The organism is Variovorax sp., from assembly GCF_035634955.1.
Lineage (GTDB): Bacteria > Pseudomonadota > Gammaproteobacteria > Burkholderiales > Burkholderiaceae_C > Variovorax.
The window spans coordinates 107,029-123,201 of sequence record NZ_DASQBZ010000025.1; the positions used below are offsets into that span (position 1 = coordinate 107,029).

At 68.7% G+C, this 16,173-nt stretch carries 17 protein-coding genes; 12 read left to right on the forward strand and 5 right to left on the reverse strand.

The features are described 5' to 3' along the window. Positions 1–2 precede the first annotated feature (2 nt). Positions 3–977, reverse strand: coding sequence for a nitronate monooxygenase (locus VES41_RS14815; protein WP_324818350.1), 975 nt, complete (start codon positions 975–977; stop codon positions 3–5). Between the two features lie 130 nt (positions 978–1,107). Then, positions 1,108–2,139, reverse strand: a complete 1,032-nt coding sequence (locus VES41_RS14820) for a LacI family DNA-binding transcriptional regulator (protein WP_324818352.1) — start codon at positions 2,137–2,139, stop codon at positions 1,108–1,110. 161 nt (positions 2,140–2,300) lie between these two features. Between VES41_RS14820 and VES41_RS14825 the strand changes: the two genes are divergently transcribed. The 4 genes from VES41_RS14825 to VES41_RS14840 all read left to right on the forward strand — a co-directional run bounded on the left by VES41_RS14825 (position 2,301) and on the right by VES41_RS14840 (position 6,991). Further along, positions 2,301–3,704: a nucleobase:cation symporter-2 family protein gene (locus tag VES41_RS14825; RefSeq protein WP_324818355.1), complete on the forward strand. Its 1,404-nt coding sequence runs from the start codon at positions 2,301–2,303 to the stop codon at positions 3,702–3,704. After that, a complete protein-coding gene (locus tag VES41_RS14830; RefSeq protein ID WP_324818358.1) occupies positions 3,701–5,149 on the forward strand; it encodes an amidohydrolase family protein in 1,449 nt (482 codons plus the stop codon). Before VES41_RS14825 ends, VES41_RS14830 begins: the two co-directional genes overlap by 4 nt. Then, positions 5,146–5,859 (forward strand): sulfite exporter TauE/SafE family protein, encoded by a 714-nt coding sequence (locus VES41_RS14835; RefSeq protein WP_324818362.1) that lies wholly within the window; start codon positions 5,146–5,148, stop codon positions 5,857–5,859. The genes VES41_RS14830 and VES41_RS14835 overlap by 4 nt, the downstream gene beginning before the upstream one ends. 163 nt (positions 5,860–6,022) lie before the next feature. Then, complete coding sequence (locus VES41_RS14840; RefSeq protein ID WP_324818365.1) at positions 6,023–6,991, forward strand: fasciclin domain-containing protein; 969 nt, start codon at positions 6,023–6,025, stop codon at positions 6,989–6,991. Positions 6,992–7,134: 143 nt separating this feature from the next. On the opposite strand, the gene VES41_RS14845 is transcribed toward VES41_RS14840, so the two are convergent. Beyond that, on the reverse strand, positions 7,135–8,043 hold the full coding sequence (locus VES41_RS14845; protein ID WP_324819520.1) for a LysR family transcriptional regulator: 909 nt from the start codon (positions 8,041–8,043) through the stop codon (positions 7,135–7,137). 118 nt (positions 8,044–8,161) lie between these two features. Between VES41_RS14845 and VES41_RS14850 the strand changes: the two genes are divergently transcribed. From VES41_RS14850 to VES41_RS14870, 5 genes are read left to right on the forward strand one after another with little or no spacing between them, the layout of a single operon-like run. Then, on the forward strand, positions 8,162–9,439 hold the full coding sequence (locus VES41_RS14850; protein ID WP_414719138.1) for an aromatic ring-hydroxylating dioxygenase subunit alpha: 1,278 nt from the start codon (positions 8,162–8,164) through the stop codon (positions 9,437–9,439). A 4-nt stretch (positions 9,440–9,443) separates the two neighbouring features. Beyond that, the gene (locus VES41_RS14855; RefSeq protein WP_324818367.1) at positions 9,444–9,917 is read left to right on the forward strand and encodes an aromatic-ring-hydroxylating dioxygenase subunit beta; all 474 of its coding nucleotides are present in this window, start codon (positions 9,444–9,446) and stop codon (positions 9,915–9,917) included. A gap of 1 nt (position 9,918) precedes the next feature. Next, the gene (locus VES41_RS14860; protein WP_324818370.1) at positions 9,919–10,287 is read left to right on the forward strand and encodes a chorismate mutase; all 369 of its coding nucleotides are present in this window, start codon (positions 9,919–9,921) and stop codon (positions 10,285–10,287) included. Then, entirely contained in the window at positions 10,284–11,252 is a 969-nt protein-coding gene (locus VES41_RS14865; protein WP_324818373.1) for a tripartite tricarboxylate transporter substrate binding protein, read from the forward strand. Before VES41_RS14860 ends, VES41_RS14865 begins: the two co-directional genes overlap by 4 nt. Positions 11,253–11,273: 21 nt before the next feature. Then, on the forward strand, positions 11,274–11,594 hold the full coding sequence (locus tag VES41_RS14870) for a non-heme iron oxygenase ferredoxin subunit (RefSeq protein WP_324818375.1): 321 nt from the start codon (positions 11,274–11,276) through the stop codon (positions 11,592–11,594). A gap of 6 nt (positions 11,595–11,600) precedes the next feature. Here the strand turns inward: VES41_RS14870 and VES41_RS14875 are convergent, their stop codons facing one another. Continuing rightward, positions 11,601–12,755 (reverse strand): phosphatidate phosphatase App1 family protein, encoded by a 1,155-nt coding sequence (locus VES41_RS14875; RefSeq protein WP_324818378.1) that lies wholly within the window; start codon positions 12,753–12,755, stop codon positions 11,601–11,603. Further along, a complete protein-coding gene (locus tag VES41_RS14880; RefSeq protein ID WP_324818381.1) occupies positions 12,724–13,263 on the reverse strand; it encodes a dihydrofolate reductase in 540 nt (179 codons plus the stop codon). Before VES41_RS14880 ends, VES41_RS14875 begins: the two co-directional genes overlap by 32 nt. A 136-nt stretch (positions 13,264–13,399) precedes the next feature. On the opposite strand from VES41_RS14880, the gene crcB reads away from it, so the two are divergent. The 3 genes from crcB to VES41_RS14895 all read left to right on the forward strand — a co-directional run bounded on the left by crcB (position 13,400) and on the right by VES41_RS14895 (position 16,171). Beyond that, positions 13,400–13,789, forward strand: a complete 390-nt coding sequence (gene crcB / locus VES41_RS14885) for a fluoride efflux transporter CrcB (protein WP_324818384.1) — start codon at positions 13,400–13,402, stop codon at positions 13,787–13,789. Positions 13,790–13,822: 33 nt separating this feature from the next. Further along, complete coding sequence (locus VES41_RS14890) at positions 13,823–15,067, forward strand: anion transporter (RefSeq protein WP_324818387.1); 1,245 nt, start codon at positions 13,823–13,825, stop codon at positions 15,065–15,067. A 117-nt stretch (positions 15,068–15,184) separates the two neighbouring features. Continuing rightward, on the forward strand, positions 15,185–16,171 hold the full coding sequence (locus tag VES41_RS14895; protein WP_324818390.1) for a thymidylate synthase: 987 nt from the start codon (positions 15,185–15,187) through the stop codon (positions 16,169–16,171). Positions 16,172–16,173 lie beyond the last annotated feature (2 nt).

A 16,173-nucleotide genomic window follows, 5' to 3' on the forward strand; every position in this document is an offset into this window, starting at 1 on the left:
TCTCAACCCAGCATTGCGCCCATCCGCTTGCGGATGATCGTCTCGGCCTGCGCCATGATGCCGTCGATCAGTTCCTTGACGGTCGGCACGTCGTGGATCAGGCCCGCGACCATGCCGCAGGACCAGGCGCCGGCTTCCATCTCGCCCTTTTGCATGATGCGCGGATAGACCCCGGCCACTTCGTCGATGATGTCCTCGAACTTGATCGAGGCGCCGAGCTCGCGTTCCTTCTTCAGCAGCCGCTCGACCGCGTCGTTGGTCAGCACGCGCTCGGTGTTGCGCAGCGGACGCATCACCAGCCGCGTGTCGAGCTCGCTGGCGGCGACGATGGCCTTCTTCACGTTCTCGTGCACCGGCGCCTCTCGCGTGGCGATGAAACGCGTGCCCATGTTCATGCCTTCGGCGCCCAGCGCCAGCGCGGCCACGAGGGAGCGGCCGTCGGCCATGCCGCCGGAGGCGACGAAGGGGATCTTGAGCTCTTCGGCGGCGCGCGGCAGCAGGATGAAATTGGGCACGTCGTCCTCGCCGGGGTGGCCGCCGCATTCGAAGCCGTCGACGCTGACGGCGTCGCAGCCGATGGCCTCGGCCTTGAGCGCATGACGCACCGACGTGCACTTGTGGATCACCTTGATGCCGGCTTCCTTGAGCATGGGCATCCACTTCTGAGGGTTGTTGCCGGCCGTCTCGACCGCCTTGACGCCGCCGTCGATGATGGCCTTGATGTAGCCGGGGTAGTCGGGCGAAGTCACTGTCGGCAGGAAGGTGAGGTTCACGCCGAACGGCTTGTCCGTCATCTCGCGGCAGCGCGCGATTTCCCTGGCCAGCAGCTCTGGCGTCTTCTGCGTCAACCCGGTGATGATGCCCAGCCCGCCCGCATTCGAGACGGCCGCGGCCAGGTCGGCCAGGCCGACGAAATGCATGCCGCCCTGGATGATGGGATGTTCGATGCCGAAGAGTTCGGTGATGCGTGTCTTCATGTCGTTGGGTACCTTGTGCAATGCGGGGAGCCCGAAGGCTGCGGGATCTGGCGGCCGGGCGATGCGCGAGCGGGCGAGGGCGCCGCAGCGCGGTCTTGCCGGCCGGCCCCAAGCATAGCGGCGGTCCCGCTCAGCCGAGTCGCGCTGATGACGCGCGCACCACCAGCTGCGCGATCGGGCCGGCCACCTCGCGCGGCGCATCCTCGCCGCGCAGGTGGGCGAAAAGCAGGTCGATCGCCTGGCGCGCCACCTCGTCCAGGTGCAGGTCCACAGCCGTCAGCGGCGGCTCGCACGTGCGCGCGCGGATGCCGTCGTAGCGGGTGACGACCATCACGTCCTGCGGGATGCGCCGCCCGGCGGCGTGCAGGGCGCGCACGGCGCCGACGGCGAAAGCGTCCACCGGCACGCACAGGGCGTCGATGTCCGGATGCGCCGCCAGCAGGGCGGCGGCTGCGGCCTGTCCGGCCGCCTCGCCCAGCGCCTCGTCGGCCTGAACCAGCAGCGGTGCCTGGCCTTGTGCGGCCGCGAAGCGCTCGTACGCGGCGCGCGACTCGACATACGAGTTGCGTGCCTGCGCGCCCAGGATCATGGCCACCCGGCGCGCGCCCTGGGCCTGCAGATGCTCCAGTAGCAATTGCGTGGTGTGTCCGGAGTGGATGTCGACGTGGGGCAGGTCGCCCGGATTGCCGTAGGGTTTGCCGATCGTGACGACGGGCAGCCCGCGCCGCTGCAGGTCCTGCAGATTGGCGTCGCCCGCCGAGGGCTCGATCACCAGGGCGCCATCCACCTCCAGTGTCTCGATCGGCATGCGCCCGGATTCCTTCGGCGGCGCCAGCACCAGCGCCAGTCCCCGGTCCAGGGCGGCCGCCGCGGCCACGGCGGCGATTTCCATCATGAAGCCCAGCCGTGACGGGCCGCCCGCAACGGCGAATGGCATGGACGAGAGCAGCACGATCATGTGCGCCTCGTGCGTGCGAAGGCGCTGCGCGTGCCGGTTGGGCCGGTAGCCCAGGCTGCGGGCGGCCTGCTCGACGCGGGCGCGGGTCTGCGGGTCGACCTGGCCGCGGTCGTTCAGGGCGTGGGACACGGTGGTGGGCGAGACGCCCGCTTCGCGGGCGACGTCCTTGATCGTCGCCTTGCGCCCGCCGCTGTCCGTCGTCATGAACTGTTGACCTTCGCCAAAAACAGTGATTCAATCGCCCAAATCGTTTTGGGCCCCAGGGCTTGGAATGTACTTCACCCGCCTTCCGGCGACGCCGAGGCGGCTTTTTCGGCCCCATGCCCAAATCGATTTGGGCGATCGTCCGGTAGAGGAATCGACCCATGTTCCGTGCCTCCGACGCTTCCGCCGCCACCGCGGCGCCTGCCACTGCCGCCGCCGACCCCGAGTGCGCCGTCGACGCCCTGCTGCCTTGGCCGCAGTTGCTGCTGTTCGGCCTGCAGCACGTGCTGGTAATGGCGGCCGTTCCGATTACCTCGGTCTTCCTCGTTGCCAAGGCGCTGGGACTGTCGGCCGACCTGACGGTGAACCTGATCAGCGCGACCTTCCTGATGTGCGGCCTGGGCACCTTGCTGCAGTCGTTCGGCCCCTGGAAGTTCGGTGCCCGGCTGCCGTTCGTCATGGTGCCCGGCGGCGCCCCGATCGTGATGTTCCTGACCATCGCGCAGCAGCGCGACCTGCAGACCGCGGCCGGCGCGGTGATCATCACGGCGGTGTTCTACTTCCTGGTGCTGCCGGTGTTCTCGCGCTGCCTGCGCTTCTTCCCGAAGATCGTCATCGGTACGCTGCTGATGCTGGTGTCGATCAACCTGGTGAAGGTGTACGGCGGCATCATCGCGGGCAAGCCGGGCACGCCGACCTTCGGCGACCCGGTCAACATCGGCCTGGCGCTGGCCACGATCGCCTTTACCGTCCTGTTCGCGCGCGTGTTCCGCGGCATGCTGGGCCAGTTGTCGGTGCTGCTGGGCCTGGTGGCAGGCACGCTGCTCGCGGCCGCCTGCGGTCTCATGGATTTGGGCGCCGTGGCGCAGGGCCCGGCCTGGAGCGCCCCCACGCTGCTGCCGTTCGGCATGCCGCACTTCGACCTCGTCGCCGCACTGCCGCTGCTCATCTTCAGCGTGATCTCCATGGTCGAGGCCACCGGCCAGACGATCGCGGTGGCCGAGGTCGTGGGCAGGAAGATCGATCCGCGGGACGTGGTGCCGCGCACCATCCGCGGCGATGCCATCGTCTCGCTGGCCGGCGGTCTGTTCGGCACGTCGATGATCATCACCAGCGGCGAGAACATCGGCATCGTGCGTGCCACCAACGTGCGCTCGCGCTACGTCACCGCCGCCGCGGGCGTCATCCTGGTGCTGATCGCGCTGTCGGCGCCGCTGGGCCGCCTGGCCAATGCGATTCCGGCCGCCGTGGTCGGCGGTACGGCGATGGTGGTGTTCGCCATCATCGGCACCATCGGCATCGACATCCTGCGCAAGGTGGACCTGCACGAGCGCAGCAACATGTTCATCCTGGCGTCCGCGTTGACCATGGGCCTGCTGCCCATCGTCGTGCCGGGGCTATACGTCAAGTTCCCGCCCACCCTGCAACTCGTGCTGGGCAACGGGCTCGCGATGGGCGCCCTGACCGCCATCGTCCTCAACATCCTGTTCAACCATCTTTCCCCGGCGCGCAAGGACGTCCGCGGCGACGCCGCCGCGACCGAGCACGCGCCGCTTGCCCGATGACTTCTCCCGCGACTTCTTCCCGACGCCGGCACGATGTGCAGGCCGACGACCTCCAGGCCGGCACGCTCCTGCTGGCCCCCGAACACGTGCTGCTGCCGCAAGGCCCGGTGCGCGGCCATGCAGTGCTGGTGCAGGACGGACGCTTCGCCGACGTCGGTCCGCTCGAGCTGCTGCAGGCGCGCCATCTGCAGCACGCGCCGATCGAATTGCCGGGCCGCCTGCTCATGCCCGGCATGATCGATGCGCACCATCACCTGACGCAGTCGTTCGGCAAGTCGCTCGCCTACGGCGAGCCGTCCGAGATCTTCCGCCGCGTCTGGGTGCCGCTGGAGGCGAGCCTTGACGAGGAGTTCGTCTACATGGTCTCCAAGCTGGCGGCGCTGGAATCCTTGCGCGGCGGCTTCACCACCGTGTGCGACGCCGGCACGCGTGCCAAGGGCGAGATCGGCGCGCTGGCCAGCGCCACCCAGGAAGCGGGCCTGCGCTGCGTGCTGGGGCTGATCTGCAACGACGGCGGCAACGACAGTGCGCCCGATCAGCGGCGCGCCCTCAAGGCCGGCGCCGAGCGGTTCATCGCCCAATGGCAGGGGACGCCGCTGGTGCATCCCTCGCTCGCCATCTCGGTGCCGGAGGCGGCGTCGGACGACATGCTGGCGGCTGTTTCGGCCCAATGCGCCGAGGCGGGCATCATCTTCCAGACGCACGTGAACGAGCACCTGGCGTCGGTCGAGCGCTCCGTCGTGCAACGCGGCCTGCGCCCGCTCGAGCTGCTGGACAGTCTGGGCGCGCTCGGGCCGCAGGTGCTCATCGCGCATGGCACGCTGGTCACGCCGTCCGAGTTGATGGTGCTGCAGCGCACCGACACCGCCGTGAGCTACAACCCGGTGGCCAGCCAGTGGAAGGGCAACGCGGTGGCGCCGGCCACGCTGATGGCGGCCATGGGCATCCGCTTCGGGCTCGGCACGGACGCCACCCGCGCCGACGCCTTCCGTCTGGTGGACGCGGCCGAGGCGGCGCAGAAGCTGGCCTTCGCGCTGGCCATCGGCGACGCTTCAAGCGGCGGCGGGTGGACCTGGATGGACCACGCCACGCATGAAGGCGCGCGCGCCGTGGGCCTGTCGCATCTCGTCGGCGAGATCGCCGTCGGCAAGGCGGCCGACTTCCTGCTGGTCGACGTGGACACGCCCGAGATGTGCACCTCGGTCGACCTGCTGTGGGACCTCGTGCGCCTGGGCAACCGCGACCAGATCGACGCCGTGTTCGTCGACGGCCGCATGCGCCTGTGGCACGGCTGGCCCACCGACTGGGATGCCCGCGCGCTGATGCGCGAAGTGGCGCGCGTGGCCGGCGCCGCCATCGAGCGCGCGCCCATCCAGCGCCTGCACCCGGTGGCGGCTGCGCATCGTCGCCAGGTGCTGGCCGCGCGGGACGGCGCAGCGCGATGAGTGTCGAACAACTGCTGGCAATCTCGGCGGTCGTGCTGTTCGCCGCCTTCGTGCAGGGTTCGACGGGGGTGGGTTTCGCACTGATCGCCGCGCCGGTGATCGGCCTCGTCAAGCCGGAGCTGCTGCCCGTTTGCGTGCTGGTGCTGATGCTGCCGCTCAACCTGTACGTGATCTGGCGCGAACGCAGCGCGGTCGACCGCTTCGGTGCCAGCTGGATCACCGGCGGGCGAGTGCTCGGCACCGCGGGCGGGCTGTGGGTGCTGACCGCGCTCAGCGCCACGCAGCTGGCCTGGTTCGTCGGCCTGTCGACCATCGCGGCCGCGGTGGTCACGCTGATGATGCCGGCCTTCTCGCCGGGACGGCAGGCATTCGTGGCCGCCGGCGTCATCACCGGCGTCACGGAAACCGCCACCGGCATCGGCGGCCCGCCGCTTGCGCTTGTGTACCAGCACCAGCCGCCGGCCACGATGCGTTCGACCATCGCGTTGTGCTTCCTGATCGGGCAACTGATGTCGCTCGCCACGCTCTGGGGCACCGGCCACATCGGACCGGCGCAGATGAAGGCTGCGGGCAGCCTGCTGCCGGCGCTGGTGCTCGGCGCGCTGCTCAGCCGACTGGTGCATCACCGCATCAACGGGCGCTTTCTGCGCATCTTCGTGCAGGTCTTCGCCATCGTCTCCGGCCTGGTGCTGCTCGTCCACGCGAGCTGAGCCGCGCGCACTCGTACCTTCGTGTGCGCCTGTCGGACAAGACCTGCGCCCTCCTTCACGTTGTGGCCCGCGCGTCCTACGCGCGGCCGCGCCACCGGCTTGCCGGTGGACGGCCGGTCGACGATGAAACTTCGGCCACTCATACACAAGAAGGAGCTACCCGATGTCCAGACAAGCCGCACCGCTCAAGCGCCGCCAACTGATCCTGTCCTTTGCCGCCTTCGGCGGCGCCATGCTGCTGCATGGATGCGGCGGTGGCAGCGACGGAGGCACAGACCTCAACGACCGCAGCGACCTGCTGGAACTGGCGGAATCCAAGCCCGAACTGAGCCTTTTCGTCGAGGCGATCGGCGCAGCCGGCCTGCGCGACCGCCTGTCGCAGTCCGGCACCAACACCGCGTTCGCACCGACCAACGACGCCTTCAATGCGCTGTTCGGCGAACTCGGTGTCAGCAAGGACCAGTTGTTCGCCGACACGACGACGCTCAAGGCCACGCTGGAATATCACCTGCTGGGCAAGGTCATGCCGCGCGACGCCATCCCGGAAGGCGAGGCGATCGAGCCGGTCAGCGGTGGCTTCTTCAAGATCGACGACGCCAATGGCGGCCTGCAGTTCAAGGACGGCCGCAACCGCACCGGCAATGTCGTCAGCACCGATTCGGTGGCGGCCAATGGCGTGCTTCATACGCTCGACCGCGTGATGCTGCCGGCCAACAAGAACATCTCGCAGACCATCGCCGTCACGCCCGAACTGACGGTGCTGGGCGCCGCGCTGCTCGCTGCCAACCTGTCGACGACGCTGGAAGGCTCCGGCCCGTTCACCCTGTTTGCCCCGAGCAACGACGCCTTCGCGGCCTTGCTGGTCGAACTCAACACCACCGAGGCCGCGCTGCTGGCCGACACCGCGCAGCTCAACAAGATCCTCAGCTATCACGTGCTGCAATCGCGCCAGCTGAAGAAGGAACTGCTGCACGACAAGGCAAGGGTGACGCTGCAAGGCGGCGTGGTGCGCATCGACGACAACTACGTCCTGACCGACACGCAGGGACGCTCGGCCAACATCACGCAGCCGGATGTGTTCAACACCAATGGTGTGATCCACATCATCGACAAGGTTCTCCTGCCGGCGTAACTGGGCCCACCCCAGGCTACCCTGCTTCGCAGGTCCGCCAACCCCTCAAGGGGCGCCAGCTGCGGCCCGGCAAAGCCGGTTCCGCGCTGGCCACGAAGGGGCTTCGCTTCGCTTGCCGCGATGCCGCCGCTGGAGCGCGGTGATCAGCCTTCCGCGAAGGTGGTGATGAGCAGGTCGCGCAGCCAGCGGTTGCCGGGGTCGCGGTGGAAGCGGGCGTGCCAGAAGGCGTTGATGGCGACCTGCGGGAGTTCGGCCGGGTGCGGGCGCCAGACCAGGTCGAAGGGTTCGGCCAGCGCCTGTGCCAGTTTCTCGGGCACGGTGGCGATCATGGGCTGGGTCTGCAGGATGTGGCCGACGGCCACGAAGTGCGGCACCACGAGCCGCACGCGCCGCACCACACCCTGCGCGGCCAGCAGGTCGTCCACCTGGCCATGGCCAGTACCGGCGGCCTGGATCAGCACGTGGTCGGCGGCGGCGAAATCCTTTCGCGTCAACCGGGACTTGCGCGCCAGCGCATGGCCTGCGCCGAACAGGCAGACGTAGCGCTGCATGAACAGCCGCCGCTGGTAGAAGCCGGCCTTGAGTTGCGGCAGCAGTCCGATCGCAATGTCCACCTGGCCGGCTTCCATCTCGTCACGCAGGTTCACGGCGGTGTTGCGCACGGTGCTGATGCGAACGCCCGGCGCCACCTGCGACAGACGTTCCATCAGGCGCGGGGTGAAATAGACCTCGCCGATATCGGTCATCGCCAGCGTGAAGCTGCGCATGCTGGCGGCCGGCTCGAAGGCGGTGTGCTGGTTCAGCGCGCCGTGCAGGCCGCTCATGGCGGCGGACACCGGCTCGGCCAGCTGCATCGCGAAGGGCGTGGGCTCCATGCCGCGCGCGGTGCGAAGGAACAGCTCGTCACCCAGGATGCGCCGCAACCGCGACAACGCGTTGCTCACCGCCGGTTGCGAAAGGCCCAGGCTCTGCGCGGCGGCCGACACGCGCTTTTCGGCCAGCATGCGGTCGAACACCAGCAGCAGGTTCAGGTCGATGTCGCGCAGTTCCATGACATTCACGTCGGTGATTTTGTGAATTCATAAAATTCTATTGGCAAATGTGTTCGTTCTCCTGATCATCCGCATTGACCCGTCCCACGGGGTCCACCGAAGAACAGGAGACGTCATCATGATGAGCCCGCCGGACACATCGTCCGTGTTTCCGCTCGTGCCGCATTGGGAATCCGACAAGACCAGCCGCATTCCTTTCAAGGTCTACCAGGGCGAGGAGCAGCACCGCAAGGAACTGGAGCGCTTCTTCTACAAGGGGCACTGGTGCTACGTCGGCCTGGAAGCAGAGATTCCCAACCCGGGCGACTTCCAGCGTTCCGCCGTCGGCGAGCGCTCGGTCATCATGGTGCGCGACATGGAAGGGCGGATCCACGTGGTGGAGAACGTCTGCGCGCATCGCGGCATGCGCTTTTGCCGCGAGCGCAGCGGCAACCGCAAGGACTTCACCTGCCCCTATCACCAGTGGAACTACTCGCTGTCGGGCGATCTGCAAGGCGTGCCGTTCCGGCGGGGCGTGAAGCAGGACGGGCAGGTGCACGGTGGCATGCCGGCCGACTTCAAGCTCGAGGAGAACGGCCTGAACAAGCTGAAGGTGGCCTGCCGCGGCGGCGTGGTGTTCGCCTCGTTCGATCATGACGTCGAGCCGCTGGAGGATTTCATCGGGCCGCAGGTGCTGCACTACTTCGACCGCCTGTTCAACGGCCGACGCCTGAAGATCCTGGGCTACAACCGCCAGCGCATCCCGGGCAACTGGAAGCTGATGCAGGAGAACATCAAGGACCCGTACCACCCGGGGCTGCTGCACACCTGGTTCGTCACCTTCGGGCTCTGGCGGGCCGACAACAAGTCGCAGCTGCGCATGGACGCGCATGGCCGCCACGCCGCCATGATTTCCACCCGCGGCACCGGCGGCGGCGCGGCGCAGGCGCAGGCGGTCACGCAGGTGTCCAGCTTCAAGCAGAGCATGCAGCTCAAGGACCCGCGCTTCCTGGACATCGTGCCCGAGCCGTGGTGGGGCGGGCCGACGGCGGTGATGACCACGCTGTTTCCCAGCGTCATCCTGCAGCAGCAGGTCAACAGCGTGTCGACACGGCACATCCAGCCGGTCGGGCCTGACGCGTTCGACTTCGTCTGGACCCACTTCGGCTTCGAGGACGACACCGAAGAGATGACCGAGCGCCGCCTGCGCCAGGCCAACCTGTTCGGCCCGGCAGGCTTCGTCTCGGCCGACGACGGCGAGGTGATCGAGTTCTCTCAGCAGGGCTTCGAGCAGAAGCCGTTTCACCGCGCCATGGCTGAACTGGGCGGGCGCGAGGTGGAGAACACCGAGCACATGGTCACCGAGACGCTGATCCGGGGCATGTACCGCTACTGGCGCCAGGTGATGGAGGACTGACCGCATGCGCTCGGACGAATATCACGAACTGGCGCGCCTGTACGCCGACTACGCACGCGCGGTCGACTCGGGCCATTGGGACGAGTGGCCCGGCTTCTTCACAGAGAAGTGCAGCTACCGGCTGCAGCCGCGCGAGAACCACGAGCGCGGCCTGCCCCTGGCCACCTTGTCGTTCGAAAGCCGCGGCATGCTGGAGGACCGCGTCTACGGCATCCGCGAGACGCTGTTCCATGACCCCTACTACCAGCGCCACGTGGTCGGCCTGCCGCTGGTGCATGGCGTCGACGGCGACGGGACCATTCGCAGCGAGGCCAACTACGCCGTGTTCCGCACCAAGCTGAGCGAGCCCAGCACCGTGTTCAACGTCGGCCGCTACATCGACACCGTGGTGCGCACCGATGCCGGGCTGAAGTTCTCCGCGCGGCTGGCGGTGTACGACACCGAGCTGGTGCCCAACTCCATCATCTATCCCATCTGACATGAGCCGAGAACCCGATCCCCACGGCCCGGCGCTGCGGCGTTTTGCCGACCCGGACTACGTGCCGCTGTTCGACACGCTGGCGCAACTGCGCGATCGCATCGACGCGATCGACCGCGAAGTCGTGGCCCTGCTGGCCGAGCGCGGGCGCTGCGTGAAGGATGCGGCGCGCTTCAAGCGCGACGCCTTCCAGGTCTCGGCGCCGCAGCGCCAGCAGGAGGTGTTCGACAAGGTGCGCCGCCTGGCCGAGGAGAAGGGCGCCTACCCGGAGGTGGTCGAAGCGGCCTACCGCGCGCTGGTGGCCGGATTCATCGCGCGCGAGCAGCAGGACCACCACGACATGATCGACATCGAGGAGACACCGGAATGAAACTGAATCGACTGGGCGTTGCGCTGGGACTGGCCGCCGCGGCCTGCATGGCGGCGGCGCAGCAATGGCCGCAGGGGCCGGTGCGCATCGTCGTGCCGTTCGGCGCGGGCTCGTCGCCCGACATCCTGGCGCGCATCGTCAACGAGAAGCTCGCGCCGCGGCTGGGCCAGCCGGTCATCGTCGAGAACCGCCCGGGGGCCGGCGGCAACAGCGGCACCGACTACGTGTCCAAGGCCGCGCCGGACGGCCGCACCTTCCTGCTGTCGGTCAACGCGCCGCTGGTCTACAACACGGTGCTCTACAACAACCTGCCTTACGACCCGTTCCGAGACTTGGTCCCGGTATCGCTCGCGGCGACCACGCCCAACCTGTGCGTGGCGACGCCGTCGATGAACGTGAAGTCGGTCAAGGCGTGGCTGGACGCTTTGCGCCGGGAGCCGGGCAAGTTCAACTTCGCCTCGACCGGCAACGGGTCCATCTCCCACCTGGGGGTGGAGCTGATCAAGGCGCGCACACAGTCCTATGCCGTGCACATTCCTTTTGCCTCGTCCTCGCAGGCCACGGTCGCGCTGGTGCAGGGCGAGGTGCAGTTCGCCTGCCTGCCACCGGTCTCGGTGATGCCGCAAGTCAAGGCAGGCCGCCTGGTGGCGCTGGCCGTCACCTCGGCCGAGCGCTCGCCGCTGATGCCCGATGTTCCAACCCTGCGCGAATCCGGATTTGCGGACGTCCAGGCGGTGCCCTGGTTCGCCTACATGGCACCCAAGGGCACACCGCCGGACGTGGTGCAGCGCATGAGCCGCGAGATCGCCTCGGTGCTGCAGGATCCGCAGACGCGCGAGCGGCTGCAGACGGCCTATTTCGATCCGGTGGGCAGCACGCCGGCCGAACTCGCGAAGTTCATGACGCAGGAGCTGCAGCTGTGGAAGCCGGTCATCGAGCGCGCCGGTCTGAAGCCGACCGATTGAACCGCACGGAAAGCACGCCACATGAGCAACCACGATTTCTGGGTCGACGCCGCGGCCCTCGACGAACTGCCGGCCGAGGACGTCAAGGGCGTCAACCTCGAAGGGCTGGAACTGGCCCTGTACCGCGTGGGCGGCGAGGTGTTCGCCACCGACGACCTGTGCACCCATGCGCACGCGAGGCTGTGCGAAGGCTTCCTGGAGGGCTACGAGATCGAATGCCCGCTGCACCAGGGCCGCTTCGACGTGCGCAACGGCAAGGCGATGTGCGCGCCGCTGACCGAGGACGTGCGCAGCTATCCGGTGAAGATCGAGAACGGCCGGGTGTTCGTGGCGCTCGACTGAGGCCGCTCACGGCAGCGGCCAGTCGGTGCCGTCGGTGAACAGGTGCCAGCGCGACGGCTCGACGTCGGCAAAGGCCTGCAGGTAGCGTTGCGCATTGCGGTCGGCCCCGCCGACGTCTCGGATCAGTATGGCCTCGACGCGCTGCGGATGGCTGCGTGCCACTTCGCCGTAGATCTCCGGATCGAGCTCGCCGGCGTCGCCGACCAGCAGGAAGCGACGCTCCGGGAAGTCCGCCAGCAGGCGTTGCAGAACGCCTTGCTTGTGCGCGCGCGATTCGCCCTTGTTCGGGATCCAGTTGCGGACCAGCGTGCTCTCGCGCAGGTGCATGCTCCCCGCCGGGAACCGCGCGCGGTTGAGAAACCCCTTGAGAGAGGGCAGCAGTTGCAGCGGGCTGGACGACAGGTAGTGAAAGCGGGCATGCGGCTGACGTGCCAGCTCGCGATAGCGTCGCGCCATGCCCGGCACTGCCTCGAAGGTGCGGGCGAAGGTGTTGAGCATCATGCGGTGCGTGTCCCGCACCTCGGTCTTCTTGATCGTGTCGTCGATGTCGGTGACCACCGACAGGCCCTGGCCCGGCACCAGCAGCGCGCGGCCCTCGACACGCCGCTGCGGTGCATCGGTGACGACCGCATGGAAGCGCAGCCACGGCCTTGCCTGCTCGGCTGCAGCCGCATGCGGCGGCAGCGCCACCACGGTGCGCAGGCCGGTGCGCCCGGCCCTGTCGCTCGGCGGCATGGTCACCGGCGGGCCGTCGGCATCGAACTCGACCAAGAGCACCGTGCCCTGCTCGGACTTCGCGTGGAACAGCTCCGTGCGCCGCCTGAAGCGAAGCTGATCGGTGGGCGACATTTCGCCGGGCTTGAGGCCGAGGTAGCGGGCCAGCCCCGCGTCGAGCAGCCGGCGCCGACCCTTCTCGTGGATCCAGGCCTGCAGGTCGACCTCGACACGCGCGTCGTCGAGTTGGCGCGCGATGCCGGGCAGGAAGAGCACATCTTCGTCGTCCTCGAGTGCCTCCCCGTCATCGGCGCGGGCCGCGCGCGGGATGAAGGCCATGGACGAGAGCAGGCTCGATAGCCCGAAGCCGAGCGGCAGCCGTGCCAGCAGGCGCCGCCGCGGGTGAGGCGGCGAATCAGGCGGCGGGCGACCGGTCGGCACGCTCATAGGTGACGAACGCGAAGGGCAGGCCATTGGCGCCGGCCTGCTGTGCGCTGCGTTGGGTTTCCTGCCAGCCCGCGTCCAGGACCGGGGCGAAGGTGTCGCCTTCGAAGTCGCGCCCGATCTCGGTGACCACGACGCGCCGCGCCAGGGGCAGGGCTTGTGCATAGATCTCGCCGCCGCCGATCACCCACAGGTGTGGCGTGCCGGTGCACAGCGCGATGGCCTGGTCCAGGCCGGATGCGCGCTCGGCCCCGTCGGCGGACCAGTCGGCCTGCCGCGTGATGACGATGTTGCGCCGGCCGGGCAGGGGGCGGAAGCGCGCGGGCAGGGATTCCCAGGTCTTGCGGCCCATCAGAACCGGCGCGCCCTGGGTCTGCCGCTTGAAGTGCGCCAGGTCCTCGGGCAGGTGCCACGGCATCTGCCCGCCCTTGCCGATCACCCCGTTGCGGGCACGCGCGAAGATCAGGTGGACGGCGGGAGCGGCGGTCGAGGGAGCAGACGGGACGGACATGGGCGTTGCGGCAGGAGGGTTCCCCAGTCTAACGAAACGCCCGCCATCGGCCCGCCTCGGACGGCAGGGGTCGCTACACTGGCGCGCCATCGGCCGGCGGCATGCCGCTTGCTTCGACCGGCTCGCCAATACACCCATGAGCGTACTTCCCATTCTTGCCGTCTTTGCAGGCGCCGGCTTCGGTGCCTTGCTCCGCTGGGGGCTCGGCGCCTGGCTCAACCCGGTGTTCCCGTTCATCCCGCTGGGCACCGTGGCCGCCAATCTCGGCGGCGGCTTCCTGATCGGCGTAGCCAGCGGGGTCTTTCTTCAGCAGGCCGGCGTGGCGCCGGAATGGCGCCTGTTCGTGATCACCGGCTTCCTCGGCGGGCTGACCACCTTCTCGACCTTCTCGCTCGAAGTGTTCGGGCTGATCGAACGCCAGCAATACGCCTGGGCGGCGGGTGCTGCCGCGCTGCACCTGGCGGGGTCGCTGTCGCTCACCGCCGTGGGCTTCTTCCTGGCGCGATCGCTGGTCTCGCGCGGCTGAGGCGCCGGGGCGCCGCCGTCACAATCACGGGCCATGAGCGTCACGGTCCTCGTCATCTTCGGGCTGGTCTACCTGGGCATGATCCTGGGCGGCTTGCCCTTCCTGCAACTCGACCGCACCGGCATCGCGCTGCTGGGCGCGATCGCCATGATCGCGACCGAGGCCGTGTCGGTGGAGCAGGCGGCGCAGTCCATCCACCTGCCCACGGTGCTGCTGCTGTTTTCGTTCATGGTGGTGTCCGCGCAGATCCGGCTCGGCGGCTTCTACGACTGGGTGACGCTGCGCCTGGCCAACCTGGGCGTCGGGCCGGCGTGGCTGCTGGGCACGCTGATCCTGGCCGCCGCGCTGCTGTCGGCCGTGTTCTCCAACGACATCGTCTGCCTGGCGATGACGCCGCTGCTGGTGGACGCCTGCCTGCGTCGCCGGCTCGACCCGGTGCCGTTCCTGCTCGGCCTGGCCTGTGCGGCCAACATCGGCTCGGCGGCCACGCTGATCGGCAATCCGCAGAACATGCTGATCGGCCAGACCCTGCGCCTTCCGTTCGCGGGCTACGCGCTGGAAGCTGCGCTGCCGGTGCTCGCCGGGCTGCTGCTCACGTGGGGCATCATCGTGCTCGGATCGCGCGGGCGCTGGCAATTGCCCGATCTGGGCGCGCGGGTGGCGCCGCCGCAACCGGCGCCGATTGCGCTGGATCGCTGGCAGACGGTCAAGGGCCTGGGGGTCGCGCTGCTGATCCTCATGGCCTTCCTGTTCGCGCCGTGGCCGCATGAAGTGGTGGCGCTGACCGGCGCCGGCGTGCTGCTGATGAGCCGCAAGCTCCAGTCCAGCCGCATGCTGGGGCTGGTCGACTGGGAACTCCTGGTGCTGTTCATGGGCCTGTTCGTCGTCAATGCCGCGCTGCAGCGCACCGGGTTGCCGGCGCGCGCGGTACAGGAGATGGCAGCGCTCGGCCTGCACCTGGAGCATCCGGCCACGTTGTTCGGGGCCGCCTTCGTGCTGTCGAACATCGTGTCGAACGTGCCGGCGGTGATGCTGCTGCTGCCTGTCGCCAAGGATCCGCTGGCGGGACCGGTGCTGGCGCTGGCGAGCACGTTCGCCGGCAACCTGTTCATCGTCGGCAGCATCGCGAACCTGATCGTGGTGGATGCCGCCGGCCGGCGCGGCGTGGTGATCGACTGGCGCCGGCACGCCCGCGTCGGCATTCCGGTCACGCTGGCGACGATGGCCGCGACCGGCGTCTACCTGGCCTGGCGCGCGGGCATGCCGGCCGGCGCCTGACGGGTCCCTGGGGTCTGCCGGCGGCCGTCCGGCGGCTGTGCGGCCAGGGTGAGACAATGCCGGCTCGCCTGGCGCCCGCCGCCGCGTCCCGACTCCTTGCCCAGCGTTCTTCCCGCCATGCAGCAATATCTCGACCTCGTCCGCAACGTTTTCGACAACGGCAGCTGGCAGGACAACCGTACCGGCATCCGCACACTGAGCATTCCCGGCGCCATGCTGCGCTTCGACCTGCAGCAGGGCTTTCCGGCGGTGACGACCAAGAAGCTGGCCTTCAAGTCGGCGGTCGGCGAGATGGTGGGGTTCCTGCGCGCCTCGCGCAGCGCCGCCGATTTTCGCGCCCTGGGCTGCAAGGTCTGGGACCAGAACGCCAATGAGAACGCGCAGTGGCTGGCCAACCCCTACCGGCTGCAGGCGGACGACCTGGGTCCGGTGTACGGCGTTCAGTGGCGCGAATGGCCGGCCTACAAGCTGGTCGACCTGGCGGACGGCCAGGCGCAGCGCCAGGTCGAGGATGCGCTGGAGCGCGGCTACCGCCGCATCGGCGAACTGGCCGACGAGCAGGGCGGTGCACCCAAGCTGCTGCTGTACAAGGCGGTCGACCAGCTGCGCCAGTGCCTGGACACCATCATCCGCAACCCGGCCGACCGGCGGATCCTGTTCCACGGCTGGAACTGGGCCCAACTGGAAGAAATGGCGCTGCCTCCGTGCCACCTGCTCTACCAGTTTCTGGTCAACCCCGGCAAGCGCGAGATCTCGCTGTGCCTGTACGTGCGCAGCAACGACATCGGCCTGGGCACGCCCTTCAACCTCACCGAGGGCGCCGCGCTGCTGCACCTGGTGGGCCGCCTGACCGGCTACGCGCCCAGGTGGTTCACCTACTTCATCGGCGATGCCCACATCTACGAGAACCACGTCGACATGCTGCGCGAGCAGCTCACGCGCAAGCCGTTGGCGGCGCCGCGGCTGAAGCTGTCCGACCGCATCCCGGACTACGCCGTCACCGGCCGCTACGAGCCCGAGTGGCTGGAGCAGGTCGAGCCGGGCGACTTCTCGCTCGAAGGCTACGAGCACCATCCGCCGCTGACGGCGCCGATGGCCGTATAGGC